General features: G+C 50.1%; 15 protein-coding genes. All 15 read right to left on the minus strand.

What is annotated here, in order from left to right; all coding sequences use genetic code 11:
• Window positions 1–7: 7 nt before the first annotated feature.
• The 15 genes from wcaL to wcaA all read right to left on the minus strand — a co-directional run bounded on the left by wcaL (window position 8) and on the right by wcaA (window position 16839).
• Entirely contained in the window at window positions 8–1228 is a 1221-nt protein-coding gene (wcaL, locus tag SK32_RS07820) for a colanic acid biosynthesis glycosyltransferase WcaL (RefSeq protein WP_048212029.1), read from the minus strand.
• Window positions 1225–2505 carry a colanic acid biosynthesis pyruvyl transferase WcaK gene (gene wcaK / locus SK32_RS07825; protein WP_048212030.1) on the minus strand — a complete coding sequence of 427 codons (1281 nt, stop codon included), beginning with the start codon at window positions 2503–2505 and terminating at the stop codon, window positions 1225–1227. Before wcaK ends, wcaL begins: the two co-directional genes overlap by 4 nt.
• 63 nt (window positions 2506–2568) lie before the next feature.
• The gene (locus SK32_RS07830; protein ID WP_048212031.1) at window positions 2569–4047 is read right to left on the minus strand and encodes an MOP flippase family protein; all 1479 of its coding nucleotides are present in this window, start codon (window positions 4045–4047) and stop codon (window positions 2569–2571) included.
• 1 nt (window position 4048) lies between these two features.
• Entirely contained in the window at window positions 4049–5443 is a 1395-nt protein-coding gene (wcaJ, locus tag SK32_RS07835; protein ID WP_048212032.1) for an undecaprenyl-phosphate glucose phosphotransferase, read from the minus strand.
• A gap of 53 nt (window positions 5444–5496) precedes the next feature.
• A complete protein-coding gene (cpsG, locus tag SK32_RS07840; protein WP_048212033.1) occupies window positions 5497–6867 on the minus strand; it encodes a colanic acid biosynthesis phosphomannomutase CpsG in 1371 nt (456 codons plus the stop codon).
• 110 nt (window positions 6868–6977) lie between these two features.
• Window positions 6978–8414, minus strand: coding sequence for a mannose-1-phosphate guanyltransferase (gene cpsB / locus SK32_RS07845; protein ID WP_048212034.1), 1437 nt, complete (start codon window positions 8412–8414; stop codon window positions 6978–6980).
• Window positions 8415–8417: 3 nt separating this feature from the next.
• Window positions 8418–9641, minus strand: coding sequence for a colanic acid biosynthesis fucosyltransferase WcaI (gene wcaI / locus SK32_RS07850; protein WP_048212035.1), 1224 nt, complete (start codon window positions 9639–9641; stop codon window positions 8418–8420).
• Window positions 9638–10117 carry a GDP-mannose mannosyl hydrolase gene (locus SK32_RS07855; protein WP_048212036.1) on the minus strand — a complete coding sequence of 160 codons (480 nt, stop codon included), beginning with the start codon at window positions 10115–10117 and terminating at the stop codon, window positions 9638–9640. Before SK32_RS07855 ends, wcaI begins: the two co-directional genes overlap by 4 nt.
• Before the next feature lie 2 nt (window positions 10118–10119).
• The gene (gene fcl / locus SK32_RS07860; RefSeq protein WP_048212037.1) at window positions 10120–11085 is read right to left on the minus strand and encodes a GDP-L-fucose synthase; all 966 of its coding nucleotides are present in this window, start codon (window positions 11083–11085) and stop codon (window positions 10120–10122) included.
• A 2-nt stretch (window positions 11086–11087) separates the two neighbouring features.
• The gene (gene gmd, locus SK32_RS07865) at window positions 11088–12209 is read right to left on the minus strand and encodes a GDP-mannose 4,6-dehydratase (RefSeq protein WP_048212038.1); all 1122 of its coding nucleotides are present in this window, start codon (window positions 12207–12209) and stop codon (window positions 11088–11090) included.
• A 24-nt stretch (window positions 12210–12233) separates the two neighbouring features.
• Window positions 12234–12788, minus strand: a complete 555-nt coding sequence (gene wcaF / locus SK32_RS07870) for a colanic acid biosynthesis acetyltransferase WcaF (protein ID WP_048212039.1) — start codon at window positions 12786–12788, stop codon at window positions 12234–12236.
• Window positions 12789–12797: 9 nt separating this feature from the next.
• On the minus strand, window positions 12798–13544 hold the full coding sequence (gene wcaE, locus SK32_RS07875; RefSeq protein WP_048212040.1) for a colanic acid biosynthesis glycosyltransferase WcaE: 747 nt from the start codon (window positions 13542–13544) through the stop codon (window positions 12798–12800).
• A gap of 5 nt (window positions 13545–13549) precedes the next feature.
• Window positions 13550–14767: a colanic acid polymerase WcaD gene (gene wcaD, locus SK32_RS07880; RefSeq protein ID WP_048212041.1), complete on the minus strand. Its 1218-nt coding sequence runs from the start codon at window positions 14765–14767 to the stop codon at window positions 13550–13552.
• The gene (wcaC, locus tag SK32_RS07885; protein ID WP_048212042.1) at window positions 14742–15959 is read right to left on the minus strand and encodes a colanic acid biosynthesis glycosyltransferase WcaC; all 1218 of its coding nucleotides are present in this window, start codon (window positions 15957–15959) and stop codon (window positions 14742–14744) included. Before wcaC ends, wcaD begins: the two co-directional genes overlap by 26 nt.
• Before the next feature lie 37 nt (window positions 15960–15996).
• Window positions 15997–16839, minus strand: a complete 843-nt coding sequence (gene wcaA, locus SK32_RS07890) for a colanic acid biosynthesis glycosyltransferase WcaA (protein ID WP_005128312.1) — start codon at window positions 16837–16839, stop codon at window positions 15997–15999.
• Between the last annotated feature and the right edge of the window lie 21 nt (window positions 16840–16860).

Raw genomic sequence — 16860 nt, forward strand, 5'->3', positions numbered from 1 at the left:
CCTCGATTTACATCGTTTGCAGCAGACTGGCTAGCTGTTTGTTGATCGCAAGCTGGTTAAATTCAGCGGCTATTTTTTCGCGGGCGCACGCCACCACCGGCTTCACTTGCTCACTGTCTAGCACGCTGACCGTCGCTAATCGCTCCGCCAGGGCCTGAGCATCATTCTCTGGTGCCAGCCAACCGGACCTTCCAGATTCCACCAGCTCAGGGATCCCACTGTGCACAGTAGAGACGACCGGTATCCCTACGGCCATGGCCTCCATCAACGCCACCGGGATCCCTTCCATGTCACCATCAATTCCCGTGACGGAGGGCAACAGGAAGACATCCGCCTGCTCAAGCATCTCTTTGACCTGATGGCTGGGTTTAAATCCTGACATTTCAATCACGTCATCCAGTTGATATTGCTCGATAAGCGTACGTAATCGACGCTCCCAAGGGCCAATTCCCAGAATGCGATAACGAAATGAGATACCCCGCTCTTTCAACTGGCGGCACGCTTCGATAGCGACATGCAGCCCTTTTTTCTCAGTTAACCGTGCAACGGAGAGAATTTCTAGCGGCGTGCCTGGCGCTTTCACCTCACGGGGTGTAAAACGCGTCATATCAATCCCCATACGCGATACCGCTATTTTATGCGGTGGGCATCCCATATTCCGCAAACGTCCGGCCCAGAGATTGCTAATGGGCAACATCAAATCACCGCGCTGAAACAGCTTCTGATATTCGGGGGTATAGCGGGAAAGGATGTCCCGATGTGAAACGTCAATACCATGGAAGACAGTGGCTATTTTGCCGCGGAGCACGCCGAGTTCACGTAGTTTGGCCGCCGTTACGCCAGCGGGTCCAAAGTGCGCAATAAAGACATCGGCCTGGAATGCTCGTGGGGTTAGCGCACAGATGGACGCTAAAATCAGATTACGCGCCTCATCGCCATAGCGTGGAACATTGAGCGCTTTCCAGGTCGCTGTTCGGGTGATGCCTTGTAAAATCGTCGTGGTGCGATATTTCAGCTTTGCCAACCTGTCAGCCGGTTCTTTCAATAACCATCGTGTTTTTTCGCCCAGGCGGTAGTCAATATAGGATGCATGGGTGTTATCAAGATCGCCCTGATATAACGCGATAATTTCAACATCATGCCCCATATCGATAAACGCGGTGATCTGATTCAGCACAAAGGTTTCAGAGGACAGCGGAAATTTAAGCAGGAAAAAGCTGACTTTCATTTCCCCTCCTGAATACGCGTTAATACCGATTGCACCATACGCCTACCGTGTTCACGTTCACGCTTAACCGCCTCCGCCACCCTGACGTTAAGTTCAGCGAGCCGTCCCAGGTTATCGGCAACCTTGCCTTCAAGACTACCATCCAGCAGATGGCGGATATCAACCGCCATTTCCGCTAACCCCAGTTGCTGCATAATTCCCGCCGATTTGTGCTCATAATTAATGGCTATCGCCGGCGTCATAAAGTTCATCGAGATAATGGCAGAGTGCAGGCGTGTGCCCACCGTCAGGTCACATGCGCCTAATATTTTTCCCATTTCGAGATCGTTTAGTTCATCCATGACCACGTGATAACGGGCCGGATCATTAACGTACTGACGCAGGTTCAGTGCAACCATGCGATCATCTTTGTTGTAACTATCAATACCGGTACAGGTTGAGAGCGCCATCACCTGGTAACCTTCATCAAGGATCCGATTAACCACGCCGGCAAAGGCTTGCTCATAGGCCTGTTGTGTGGTTCCAAGACGCTTATCAAACGGCGCCAGTTCACGTAATGTAATGGCGACAGTCTTCTGCTTTGCAGCCGTTTGTAGCCAGTGCTGTACGGCATAACCCGGGTCAAAGTCATCGTGATGGTTGTCTACCAGCCAGGCGGTATCCACACCCGACTCGACTTTCTCTGTCGTTATTTCACTGCGTTTCATCAGTTCCAGGCTGACCGATTCGCGTAAAATTAACGCATTGCAGTGCCCAAAAACGTAGTTCGCCAACTGATTGAACTGTGCATCCTGAAATGGCCCTACGCTGTGACCAATCATGTACAGCGGTTTTTTAGCCATAAACGAACACAAGGCATGTTCAAACTGCGTCACGCCATACAGATCGACAAAAAACGATCCGCCGACCTGGATAATGGCGTCATAACGCGACAACAAGCGGACAAAGTCAGTAAACCCCTGAGCGATAGCGATATTGCGCAGATTCCCGGAATCGGTGACGCGCGAGAGCAGCACCTGATGCTGATAGCGACGACGCAGCACTTTCTTTACGCGGCCCATAACGCCTGCAGCATTGTTATGCTGCTTCATCTGTGAATACAGTGGATCGCCCATCACCGGTCGATTTAGTAACCAGGAGGAACTCACCGGGTAGCGGCTCATCACATCCACTTCAGTCTCTGGCTGGAGCGTATGAATGGCATCCAGCAAACCGCGCAAAATGGCGCTGTCCCCGCGATTACCGCAGGTGTGGTTGCCCAGAATCAGTAATTTCATCATGACCTCTTAAAATCAGTGCGGATGACGGTTTTCCCGTCTCCGGACGACAACAAACGCAATTCACCCTGCGCGGAACAAGGCTTTCATTTTTTCACCACGGCAGAACTGGCGTTTGATTTCCACCACCAGCGGATGACGCGACAGCACAATCATCACGACAAACACCAGCGCGCCAGCGGTTATCTGTAGGCTCAGCAACGCACTTAACGGCAATTTATTTTGCAATGTCATTCCCAGCGCGTAGCTCACCACCAGCGTGGGTAAAGAGAGATAGAACGGTAGCCACAGGCTGAGCATGTACTGCCGATAGCTCGGTCCCAGTACCGGTTTGATCATCACGAAATAGCTCAGGATGGTGTTTATGACCTGTACCAGTAAAAAACCCAGCGTGACGCCAATCACACCCGCCATATTTCCGCCAACCAGGATGGCGGGGATAAACAAAAAGGTTTTGAAAATATTGAATTTGAAGCTGATATCAACCCGGGCTTTGGCCATCAGCAGTGAGCCTATCGGATTACCGACTGAGCGCAGCAGACCCACAATGCACAGCAGTTGCAGCACCGGAACAATACTGTTCCACTTTTCGCCAAACACCAGCGGTACGACGTTATTTGATACCACCATCAGTCCCAGTAGAGCCGGGAAATTGATAATGCCGACAACAGATAGCAGCTTGTAAAAATTGACCCGTAGTTTTTCGGTATCGTCCTGAATTTTGGCAAACGCAGGAAACAGTACTCGGGTAATTATCGGATTCAGTTTGATTGGCGGTACAACTGCCACGTTCCAGGCAAGATTGAAGCCTCCCGCCACGCCAGCACCCAGGGTTCTGGCCAGCAGCAGCGTCGAAAGGTTAGTGTTCACATAATTGATAATGCTGTCCGCCGTCAGCCATGCCCCAAAGCGCAGATTTTGCGACACGGATGAAAGTGAAAAACATAGCCCTGGTCGATATATTTTGCGACCAAAATAGCCAAACAGCAGTGTACGTAGCGTACTATTCACCAGATACCCAACAATGGCAGTCATAGCGATCGGCCAAAAATGCGCGCTAACCACGGTAAAAGTAAAACCGGCCAGTACTGAACTGGTTTCAATCATGCCAATTTTGTTGAAGGCCAGTTCTTTTTGCATCAGCGCACGGAACTGCTGCCCATGCGGGATCACCACAAACGCCAGCGCTAAGGTTTTAATCAGTGGCACCAGCTCAGGGTTATTAAGCGCATCGGCAATGGTTTCGCTGAGCGCAAACATAGCAATACATACGACTATCCCCAGCCCAACGTTTAACCAGTACAAGGTGGTTAGTTCAAGATAACCTATCTCTTTGCGCTGAATAATCGAGTTGGCGATGCCAAAATCAGACAGCGTATCGGCCAGCGCTATAATCACCAGCGACACGGTTAATAACCCGAACTGATGATTATCAATAATCCGTGCCATCACCGTCATCTGAATGAGCCCCAGACCGATGATGATTACCGTAGCAATGGCTGACCATTTGGCACCGTTGAGGGTTTTTTCTCGTAAACTCATATTAATATGCCGCTTTATTGACGAAGCCTTTAAAGACCGTCAGAAAAACGATTTTAATATCGAACCACACGCTCCATTCGCGAATGTATTCGAGGTCAAACTCTACGCGTTTTTCCATTTTTTCCAGCGTATCGGTTTCACCACGCCAGCCGTTGATTTGCGCCCAGCCGGTAATGCCTGGCTTCACCTTATGGCGCAACATGTACCCTTCTATCAACTGGCGATACTGTTCGTTATGCGCCACCGCATGTGGACGCGGCCCGACAATAGACATCCCGCCTGTCAGCACATTTATAAACTGTGGTAATTCATCCAGAGACGTCCGCCGTAGGAAATTACCCACGCGGGTCACACGCGGATCGTTCTGGGTGGCCTGGGTAACCACCGCATCGTTTTCCATCACCTTCATGGAACGAAACTTCCAGACTTTGATCGGTTTCCCGTCCATCCCGTAGCGGGTCTGACGAAAAATTACCGGCCCCTTTGAGGTCAGCTTCACCATCAGCGCAATGGCGCATAGCACAGGAGAAATAAGCAGCAGGATTAACGATGCCAGGACGATATCCTCCGCACGCTTCAGCAGACGATTAATGCCTGAAAGCGGTGTGTCATACAGCGGTACCACCGGAACGCCGTTCATCTCTTCAATCCGCGAGTGCAGAATATTGAAGGTAAAGACATCAGGGATCAGAAGCACCGAACAGGTGGTATCAGCCAGTTCGCGTACCAGTTTTTTTACGCACGCCCCATCGCTCATCGACATAGCGATATAGACGTTATGAATACGTGAAGCTTTGGCATCATCCACCAGTTGCTGCAGATTTCCCGCCCAATCCCGGGCGTTTTTCCCCGGGATGGGGTCGTGATAAACACCCGCGACCTCAAACCCCAACCACGGCTCATGGCGAAAGCTGTCCAGCAGCACCTGTCCGGCAGGAAGGTCCCCTGCTACCGCTACCCGACGCGTGTTATAACCACGATTTCGCAACCATCCCGCCCCGTAGCGAATAAACGCACGGCACAGCACCAGACCAATACTTGAAAGCAGATACCATGCCAGCCAGAGAGCAAACCGGTTATCAAAATCGTTATTAAAGGCAATCAGACCCGCGCAAAAAATCAGACTCAGCGTCCAGTTTTGCAGCAGTAGCACCAACTCAGTTGAAATTTTCACCCCGCGCCAGGAGCGGTAGAAATCCGTTATCCCGCCCAGCATCTGAAAAACGACCAGCGTGATTAACGCCACCAGCAGGTGCATATACAGGAAAGGCAAACCGCTCAGTTCGCAGACTATCCATAATCCACCAAACATGATGGTGATATCTGAAAAGCGTTGCACCATCGATATCAACGACGCATTGGTTTTGGCTCGTTCGCGCTTTTTTAGATGTGTCATCGTGGTTCCTGTTAGTCACCACTTGCCCTTATCGGGCAAGGGAAATACCAGCATTACTGATTTAGCAATGCCAGGAGAGTGCGCGTTCGCGCTTCCATCAGCGGAATGTCTCCGCGCGATTCCACGTTCAGGCGCACTACCGGTTCGGTATTGGAGGAACGTAAATTAAAGCGCCAGTCTACAAACGACATGCTGATACCGTCCGTTCTGTCCACCGCCAGCGCCTCACGCGAAAAGTGCTGTTCTACCCGTGCAATAGCCGCCGCAGGTTCTGCCAACATGCTGTTAATTTCCCCACTCGCCGGGTACGCCGCCATTCTGTCCCGCACCAGTTCGCCCAAAGATAGCCCTTTCAGACAAACCAGTTCCGCAACCAACAGCCACGGGATCATTCCGCTGTCACAGTATGCAAAATCACGAAAATAGTGATGCGCACTCATTTCGCCACCGTAGATTGCATCTTCAAGACGCATGCGCTCTTTGATAAATGCATGTCCTGTTTTAGACATCACCGGCGTACCACCCGCAGCAACCACTCTGTCCACCGTGTTCCAGGACAAACGTGGATCGTGAATGATTTTCGCTCCTGGATGTTTCTCCAGAAACGCTTCTGCCAACAGACCAACGATGTAGTACCCCTCAATAAACCGCCCCTTTTCATCAAACAGGAAGCAGCGGTCAAAATCTCCATCGAAAGCAATCCCCATATCAGCACCGTGCTCAAGTACCGCATTACATGTATCCGCGCGGCACTCCGGCAGAAGAGGATTAGGGATACCATTAGGAAAATTGCCATCCGGGGTGTTGTGAATTTTGATAAACTCGACCGGCACCCCCATCAACCTGAAGCGTGCTTCGATGGCATCCACTACCGGGCCTGCTGCACCATTACCGGAATTCAACACCAACTTCATTGGCTTAAGATTGCTGGTGTTGATGTACCCCAACAGGTGGTTGATATAGGCATCACGCAGATTGAGAAGGGTAAAACTGCCACGATTTGCCTGATTGACGGGCGGGAATTCATTCGCTTCTGCCAGGCGTTGCACGTCACGTAGGCCGCTATCACCACTGATCGGCCGCGCACCTTCACGTACCAATTTCATGCCGTTGTAATCCATTGGATTATGGCTGGCGGTCACTTCAATACCGCCGTCAACACCAAGATGAAATGTGGCAAAATAAATCTCTTCGGTGCCTGACATACCAATATCCAGCACATCCACACCTGCATCCTGCAATCCTTTTGCCAGCGCCAGCTTGAGCGACTCACTGCTCAGACGCACATCACCGCCCAGTACCACCGTTTTCGGTTTCAGCAATTCACCGAAGGCACGGCCAATTCGCCATGCGATATTCTCATTCAGTTCTTCGCCCAACCTGCCGCGAATATCGTAGGCTTTGAAACAGGTTAATTCCGTCATGATTTACCCTTCTTCAGGCAACAGTTAGCCCTAACCCTATAAATGGCCAAAAATAGTGTTGTCGTAATTTGCCGGATGACGTAGCGCTTTCCCGGCGGAGTTAATAACCGTTAGACACGCCCGTAACGATCTTCAAAACGCACTACATCATCTTCTTCAAGATAAGAACCAGAGCGTACTTCAATCAGATCGAGCGGAATTTTCCCGGGATTCTCCAGGCAATGGGTTGCTCCCAACGGAATATAGACTGACTCATTTTCCGCGAGCAGTTTGATATCATCATTGATTGTGACTTTCGCCGTTCCTGCCACTACAACCCAGTGTTCGGCGCGGTGCAAGTGCATCTGCATCGATAATCCCTCGCCAGGCTTAACGGTAATACGCTTAACCTGATAACGATCGCCTGCGTCAATAGAGTCGTATTTGCCCCACGGACGATAGACTTCACGGTGGTTATGATGCTCATGCCGGCCATCAGCCTTAATTCTCTCCACCACTTTCTTCACATCCTGTACCGCGTTGCGATCGGCAATCAGCACTGCGTCTTTGGTCTGCACCACTACCAGGTCCTTCACGCCAACGGTAGTCACCAGGCCAGATTCCGCATATACATAGCTGTTTTCTGTTTCGTGGCTAATCACGTCACCGTGATGCACATTGCCTTCAGCAGTATGCGCACTGATTTCCCACAGTGATGACCACGAACCTACATCGTTCCAGCCAGCATTCATCGGCATAACTACCGCGTCTGCAGTACGCTCCATTACCGCATAGTCCACAGACTCTTCCGGACAGGCTAGAAAGGCCTCTTCACCTACACGAATAAAATCGAGATCGGGATCAACCAAGTTCATAGCTTTCTTGCAAGCTTCCAGAATATCGGGCCGGAATTTATTCAGCTCTTCCAGGTAGCGGCTAGCGCGGAACAGAAACATACCGCTGTTCCAGTAATAGTCACCGCTTGCGACATAAGCCTGAGCGGTTTCCAGGTTCGGTTTTTCAACAAACTGCGCAACATCAAAAGCAACCGCATCGGTATTGGCGGGGGAAATATCTCCACGTCGAATATAACCATAGCCAGTTTCAGCCTGATCCGGCACGATACCAAATGTGACCAGCTTTCCCGACTCGGCATAGGGCATAGCATTGAGAACCGCCTTGCGGAACGCCTCTTCATCAGCAATCATATGATCCGCTGCCAGCACCAGCAGCAGCGGATCGCCCTGCGGGTTAGGGCGTGTTGCCGCCAATGCAGCCAATGCAATAGCCGGAGCCGTATTGCGCCCAGCGGGTTCGAGGATAATGTTATCGGTTAACTTGTGCAGTTGCCGTAGTTGTTCCGCCACAATGAAACGGTGTTGCTCATTGCAGATAACGACCGGGCTTTCACACTCCACACCCTTTAGACGGCAAATTGTCGTCTGTAACATCGTGAGGTCGCCCTTAAGACACAGGAACTGCTTTGGATACAACACACGGGACAATGGCCATAAACGACTACCTGAGCCACCAGCCATCACAACCGGAAAGAGTTTGGACTGACTCATCTTTTATCCCCGTATATCTGCAATAAATTGACCAAGCACGTTTTCTTTATCCAGCGTGCGTTCGGCATAGTGACGAGCCACTATGTTGACTTTCGGCATCAATAACGTCTGTTCAATACCACTTACAAGTGCGTTCACCGATTCCGGCTCCACGCAAACAGCAATACCAGGAAAGGTGTCACATAGCTGGCCCAGTTCGGTATCAGGTTCAGCGGTAATCACTGCATTACCACCAACAGCCAGGATATTGGTCAGTTTGGAGGGAAGAACGGCATCTGCTGCACCACGCTTTTGTACGACTAAATGGCAGTCCCCCATCTTCAGTAACGCAGGTAGCACCTCATAGCGTTGCAACGGGAGAAATGTCACATTACTCAGGCTCCGCCTGCTGACCATGTTTTCCAGCCTCGCTTTACCGCCTCCTTGCCCAACGATCACAAAATGCCATGGCTGATTACTGAGCCAGGCTGCCGCATCTATCACACTATCAAGTCCCTGCTTTTCACCGATGTTGCCTGAGTACAGAATAATTTTTTTATCCTTAGGTAACCCCAGTTCATGGCGCAGCGCCCAAGCTTCAGCGTCAGTTACATCACGAAAACGAGCCACTTCCGACCAATTTGGAAAGAAAATAACTTTCTCTGCTGACACGCCTTTATCCAGAGCTTTGTGCATCATTGAGCGAGAGATCGTTGAAACAAGATCCATGCGCTGCAGACCATTGCGTTCGAAGACGCTAGCCAACTTTGCCACTGTTCCGAATTTACCTTTCCCAGCCATCCCAAGGCCAAGCATGGCGTCAACTTCATAATCCTGAATGTGCAACAGCGTACGCGCGCCAGACAGCTTCGCCAGCAGGCGCATACCAGGTGTACAGAACAGTGTCGGCACAACGCCAATTATGCGATCCGGCTTCCAGCGACGCTGTGCCATCAGAGGGAAAAAGCTGGTCAGGGCAAAACTGCCTAAATGCAGCAGACGTTTGATCGTTGACGGTTGTTTCGGCACATATAGCGGACAGCGCCAGACGATCGCATCCCCCTCTTCACGGCGATAACGCCATGATGAATAGCAGTCATTGACTTTCCACTGGGGATAATAAGGCGGCGCGGTAATCACCCTAACGTCATGCCCCTGACGCGCCATCCATTCCACCATTTCACCGGTGTACTTGCCGATGCCTGTAAGCTCAGGAGAATAATTAATGCCATACACCAGGATCTTCATAAACCAGGCACCTCAGCCTGACGTTCCGACATAAAGTATGCCCGACTGTTTTCATGCACGTTGTCAGTCGCTAACAGCGACTGCGGCATCATCCAACGCCAGGTCTCGTGCTGCTCTCCGGGAAGTTGTAACTCTTTTTCCAACACCCTCAGACGAAAACCCAGCACGATGTAATGTGTCGAAAAATCCTGACCAGAAAAGTTATCGTCATAGAAGTGCTGCCAGACACCATAAAACTCAGCGGAGGACAGCGGTAAACGCACCCCCAACTCGGCTGTAGTTAACCGCTCAAAGGCCGTATGTAGCGACTCATCTTTTCGCACCCTACCGCCAGGTACAAACCAGTAGCCCTGTGCCGGTCGGTTAAGGCGTTTACCGAGCAAAAACTCCCCCTGAGCATTCTCCACAATCAAATCGATAGAAATCAGCGGAGTAGAACGTACAACGCCGGCAAACTCCTCATGACGTAAAAACATCGCTACCCCCGGTACCGTTGCTGATTCACAAGGAACCACTGATACGTACTGGCAAGCCCCGCTTCCAGGGGTATCTCGTGATACCAACCAAGCTGGTGTAACCGTGTCACATCCAGTAGTTTGCGTGGTGTTCCGTCCGGTTTGCTGGCGTCAAACACTACACGTCCTTTATAACCAACAACCTGCGCGATCGTTTGTGCCAGCTCACGGATAGTGCAATCCACGCCAGTGCCCACATTGATATGTGATAGCATCGGCTGGGTATACTCCTGCCAAACTTCTCGATCTAACTCCATCACGTGGATACTGGCTGCCGCCATATCGTCCACATGCAGAAACTCACGCATCGGCGTGCCACTGCCCCACACCACCACATCCGGCGCATTCTGCTCACAGGCTTCATGAAAGCGACGCAGTAACGCCGGGATAACATGCGAATTGCTGGGATGAAAATTGTCGTGAGGTCCGTACAAATTTGTCGGCATCACTGAACGGTAATCACGGTCATACTGACGGTTATATGACTCACAAAGCTTAATTCCGGCAATTTTGGCTATCGCATACGGTTCGTTAGTGGGTTCCAGCAACCCCTGCAGCAGTTCACTTTCAGCTATTGGCTGCCTGGCCAACTGCGGATAAATGCAGGATGAACCGAGAAACAGCAGTTTATTCACGCTATGCAAATGAGCCGCATGAATTACGTTGCTCTCAATAACCATATTTTCGTAAATAAAATCAGCAGGATAAGTATTATTAGCCACAATCCCGCCCACTTTGGCTGCCGCCATATAAACCTGGTCAATACGTTCAGTGGCAAAAAACGCCTGCACAGCACTGGCGTCCAGCAGGTTAAGTTGATTGCGAGTACGCAGCACCAGTTCCACGTTTTCTCGCTGTGCGAGTTGCCTTACGATGGCGGCCCCCACCATCCCAGAATGGCCCGCCACAAAAATTCGTTGTTTCATCATCCTCAATGCTCCAGCGCAATGGCGACATCGTAACCATGGGACTTCAGCAGTGAATGTTTCTTCGCTGCTTCCAGATCGTGAGCAACCATTTCAGAAACCATCTGGCGCAATGTGATCTCCGGTTTCCAGCCCAGTTTTTCGTGTGCCTTTGTCGGATCGCCCAACAGCGTTTCAACCTCTGCAGGACGGAAATAGCGCGGGTCGACGGCGATCATCACATCCCCCGGTTTCACCCCTGGCGCATCATGCCCAGTCACCGAAACCACAATGCCTTTTTCATTCACGCCCTCACCTTCAAAGCGCAGCTTAATACCGAGTTGGGCAGCAGCCATTTCCACAAACTGACGGACGGAATACTGCACGCCAGTGGCGATCACGAAATCTTCCGGCTGCTCCTGCTGCAGCATCATCCACTGCATCCTGACGTAGTCTTTGGCATGTCCCCAGTCACGCAACGAATCCATATTGCCGAGGTACAGACAGGACTCCAGCCCCTGGGCGATGTTGGCAATTGCACGGGTAATTTTGCGTGTGACGAAGGTTTCGCCACGACGCGGAGATTCATGGTTAAACAGAATGCCGTTACAGGCATATATGCCATAAGATTCACGGTAATTGACGGTGATCCAGTAGGCATACAGTTTGGCGACAGCATAGGGCGATCGCGGATAGAACGGCGTCGTTTCTTTCTGTGGGATCTCCTGAACCAGACCGTACAGTTCAGAGGTGGAGGCCTGATAGAAACGGGTTTTCTTTTCCAGACCCAGGAAGCGAATCGCTTCCAGCAAACGCAGCGTGCCGATCCCATCAACATCAGCAGTATATTCTGGTGAATCAAACGACACCGCCACGTGGCTCATTGCGCCCAGGTTATAGACTTCATCCGGTTGAACCTCTTGCAAAATGCGGGTCAGATTAGAGGAGTCCGTCAAATCACCATAATGCAGATGGAATTTGGGATTACCCGCATGTGGATCCTGGTAAATATGGTCTACCCGTTCGGTATTAAATGACGAGGCCCGGCGCTTAATACCATGAACTTCATAACCTTTTTCCAGCAGAAACTCTGCCAGGTAAGAACCATCCTGCCCGGTTACGCCAGTAATGAGAGCGACTTTTGACATGTTATTACCTCTTAAAATTTCCCTTCAGGGAGTAACGTTCTCGACGCGTTTACGCGTAACTACTGCGGGGTTACCCCGACATATGGCATTGGCCGGCAACGATTTAAAAACGCTGCTACGTGCACCCACGACGGTGCCGTCGCCTATCGTCACGCCAGGCGCGACAAAAACATCTGTCGCCAGCCAGCATTTCTCGCCAATCACAATTGGCGTGGCGCTAATATCAAAGTGTTGGCTGGCATAATCATGACTTCCGGTGCATAAATAGCTTTTCTGCGAAATAACCGTATGAGCCCCAATCGTAATATTATCCAGCGTATATAAAACCGCGTCATCCCCTACCCAGGCGTAATCACCCAGTGTTAATTTCCACGGATAAGTAATTTTTACTGAAGGCCGAATAACTACGTTTTTTCCTATTTTCGCGCCAAATATCCTTAATAAAAAAACACGCCAGCGGTACATCACCTGTGGTGACCAGTGAAATAATGTTGCTTGTACCGCCCACCATAATTGCACTTTAATTGCACCACCGCCGCGAAAACCTTTCGGCACCGCGAAGCCGTTTAAATCCTGCATAGTGTGACCTTACGTTTTACCATATAAGTGTTTTGTCTTACCGGTTGTACGCAGACGTATGTATTCAGAAAATTCAGCCCAAAAACCGGGCATGCGCAATATTTGACGTTGGACTCTTTTGGCATCCCGACACAATTCCAGATTATTCGTAGTCGATACGCCGCCCATGGAAAACTCCGACACTAAACCAGTCAGTTTTTTAAACGCGAACCCGGACTTGTATAATTTTGCTGCCAGCGCATAATCCGATGATATTTTATATTGCAAATCATAATGCCAGGTTTGCAGCCCCGTCAGCGGAAAAAATATTGCCTGATGACTGGCTGGCAAACTGTGGTAGATATACCAACCTGGTTTAGCCCGGCGCGTCATTTTTTTACCATTACCAAAATCCAGCAAAGCATCGCCAATCACCATCGCTTTATCACTCTGCGTTTTTAACTGGCGGATAAAATGTGCACAATCGGCATGCAGAATATCTCCAGAGTTGAGAAAGAGTGCAAAGCGCCCGCGCGCCATAGCGATACCTTTGTTCATTGCATCGTAGAGACCGTTATCAGCCTCGCTGACAAAACGTAACTGGTGCTCTCCATTGAGATTTTCCAGGAACGCCGGTGTACCGTCTGTTGACCCCCCATCGATAACAATCCACTCAAAGTTGATATCGCTCGCCTGCGCAAGATGCGCCAGTGACGCATGGGTTTTGACGATCCCGTCCAGATTGCGAAAAGCGACGGTGATAATACTCAGCAGCATGTAAATTACCTCGCGATATTCAGCGCCTTGCGCAAAATAAACGGACATACAATTAAAAATGCATATTCCGGACTAAATACTGAACCGGTGAAAAACAGCGACAACGGTGTAAAAAGATAAAGCTGCACCCGATAATTCTGATTATCACCAAACGCATTCATCATCATTTTCGTTACTTTTCCCATGTACCACAGGGATAATATTACGGCGAACCACGAAAAATAGATAATTAACAAATACAAACCATTGTCTATCGTTTTACCTACATCTGCACCGTTAAAGATTCCGAATGATGCAACATATTCATAAAGTGAGCCAAATCTCACTACACCGTCGACATTCAGTAATGAATAGCCAACCATGACCAACGGTCCTACTATGCGATAATAAGATGAAGAGCCTTCAGTACCTAAATCACCAAGACGCGTCGTGATGTAGGGGAAGGCAAATATCACGCCCACCATAAACACACTCAGCGAAATAATTGCCAAGGGTAACTTCTTTTTTATAGCATCCTTATTCAGATACTGAAACGCCCACTCCAGCAGGTAAAACAAAATAAATGTCATCACCCCTGAAAACGATCCTGACAATATCACCCCTGCCAGAATCATAGCATCGGTCTTGGGCGTTTTGATACCAAACTGTTTGATGCTGAGCCAAATTGAGATTAACGCCAGAGCGAAAAATGCAGGCTCAAAATAGAGTGCGGTGGTACGCTTCCCACCAAATTTAATAAAGTTCAGCACATAGCTATTGCTGTAAATAAGATATTTCGAAATAGCTTCCATTATACTGCTGCCACCGCTGAGAATGATCTGTGCCATTTCAACGGCAGCCAGACCGACCACTAACCCCACCACCAGCCAGAATAAACGCAAAATTTTAGGATAGTTATGTGGCGAAATGGTTTTAAAGCGAATACTCCACACCATGCCAATAATGATCACGGTATAGATAAACAACATGGCAGATGTTACATACTTGCTGGCATCCAGCGATTGGCCAAACAGGTAGTTAAACACCGCCAGCCCCCCACCCACTCCCAACGCAATCAACAGCTTTTTAATATTGATACGGTCAACAAACAGCAGTAGCAACAGTGGTAAAAAAGTGACAACGGTGACAGGGAAACTTTCACCCAGTTGCGCAAGCTTGACGTTAACCAGCAGATAAAGCAGCGGCAACACCAGATAGCTACAGACCCTGATAGTACGAGACATATTCCTCCAGCATCTGTTGTCCGCTGTATGCTGTCCGGCTCTGCTGGCTAAAGGTAGCCAACGAGGTGTCAAATACCGCCTGTGCAATTTCTGATTTTTTCAGTTGTACCAGATGCAGAACATCCGCTTCACTGAATGTTTTGCCGCCTGATTTTGCCAGCACTTCCTGTGCCGCCTCACTGTGCGTGGCGATAACCGGTACACCGATAGAAAGCGCTTCGCACAAGATTAGCGGATAGTTATCAACCCGCGAACTGAACACCAGCCCATCCATCTGATTTAGCGCCCCCATCAAGGTTCGTTTGTCACTTTCAAACCCATGGTTGATGACGTTTGCTCCGGCAAACGGGGAAAACTTACCGAAGGTATGCAGCTCTATTTTGTCACCGAGCGCGATAAGCGCCTGGACCAGTTGCTGGCTGGTTTTGCCGTCATAGCGCAAATCATGGGCCACCACGGCAATTTTCGGTCTGCCCAGCGGCTCATGCTGAACCGGCAAGTCAGCAAGAATCGCTTCCGTCGCCACATCGATACCGTTATTGATGATGTGACAACACCCGGCACCGTACAGGCTGTTAAATGCTTCCGCCACATGTTGACTGGGCGAGATAAACTGGCAGCCAAGCGCCAGCATCGTACGAAACATTTGACGTTTCCCGGGCAGTTGCTGATGCGCTTTATCAACGTTAACCGGGGGATAGTTGCTTAACGTTGGACATTTCTGGCAGCCCGTTTTCCAGCCTTCGCAGCCATCGGTAAAGGCGCAGCGTCCGGTAACACTCCAGTGATCGTGCAGCGTCCACACAAAGGTGATATCGGGCTTATGTGCCTTCACCTTTTGGCAAAACGCCACTACCTCTTCGAGGTTCAGCCAGTAACTGTGCAGCACATGGAAATGCAGAACCAGCGGGCCCGCGGTGCGGATGATTGTGCGATACATACTGTCGAGGTTGCCAAACAGATCGCGGTTTGCGAGGCGAAACAGGGCAATATTCGCCGCCGACGTCAAACGCGGCGCATGTTTAATCACGTGCGGATAATTTCCGTGACTGGCGCTTCTCTTGCCTCCTTTGCCATAACCGTATACAAACCGCGACACCCACCCTTTTTCCAGCGCGCGCAGGTGTAAATCCAGCGCGACCCCGGCCGCCCCGCCTTCGGCAAGCCGAACATTAAATTGCAGAATATTCATTGCATTACCTTTGCTCTCACATGTTGACTCAGCATACTTAACGTCCTCGCAGACCGTCAGCCAGGCGTTTGCCGTTACGGATGGAAAGCAACGTCAGCAATGTGCGCCAGTTCATCCGCTTGTTACGGATCTGATAAAGAGTAAACAGCTGATATTTTTTACTCGCCCGGTCAAATTTACCTTTGTGTTTGCGATAGAACTGGAAGTAACCGGAGAACTTATGTGGGGATGAGGTAATACGCATCTCGCCGTGATTCACATGCAGGATCTGCGTCGCCTCTTTTACCTTCCAGGGTTTACCGTAGGCCACGACCATGCGCAGAAAAATGTCGTAATCCTGCGCGGCTTTTAACGTCGTATCAAACAGGCATGCTTTGAAACGCCAGGCCCAGCTAAAGACCTGATTACCAATGATATTGCGTTTATAAAATCGGCGACGTGAGTACATCGATTTTGGATACAGCGGCAGACTGGCTGGCTGTGAATAAACCTCACCTTCACAGACATAATCATCAGCGTATAGAAAAGCATGCGTTACCAGTTGATGACGAGACTGAAGGAATGAGCTCAGGCGATTCGGCGTCCACTCATCGTCATCATCAATCCCCGTAATGTACTGCCCACTGGCCTGCATGATGGCCTGATTGCGTACTGCGCACGCGCCGGAGTTCATCTCGTTATGCGTATAGCTCACGCGTGGATCGTTTAACGCCTCAACAAACTGTTGCAGCTGCTCATACTCGGCAGAGCAATCATCGACAATGATCATTTCCCAGTGACTATAGTCCTGGCGCAGCACCGATTTAATCGCCCGGATAGCCAACTGCTGGCGGTTCCAGGTGGGCATATAAATAGAAATTAGCGGGTTGTCTGTCGTCATTTTTTGTCCCAGATAAAGTTG

Source organism: Citrobacter sp. MGH100 (genome assembly GCF_001034465.1).
Lineage (GTDB): Bacteria > Pseudomonadota > Gammaproteobacteria > Enterobacterales > Enterobacteriaceae > Citrobacter > Citrobacter youngae.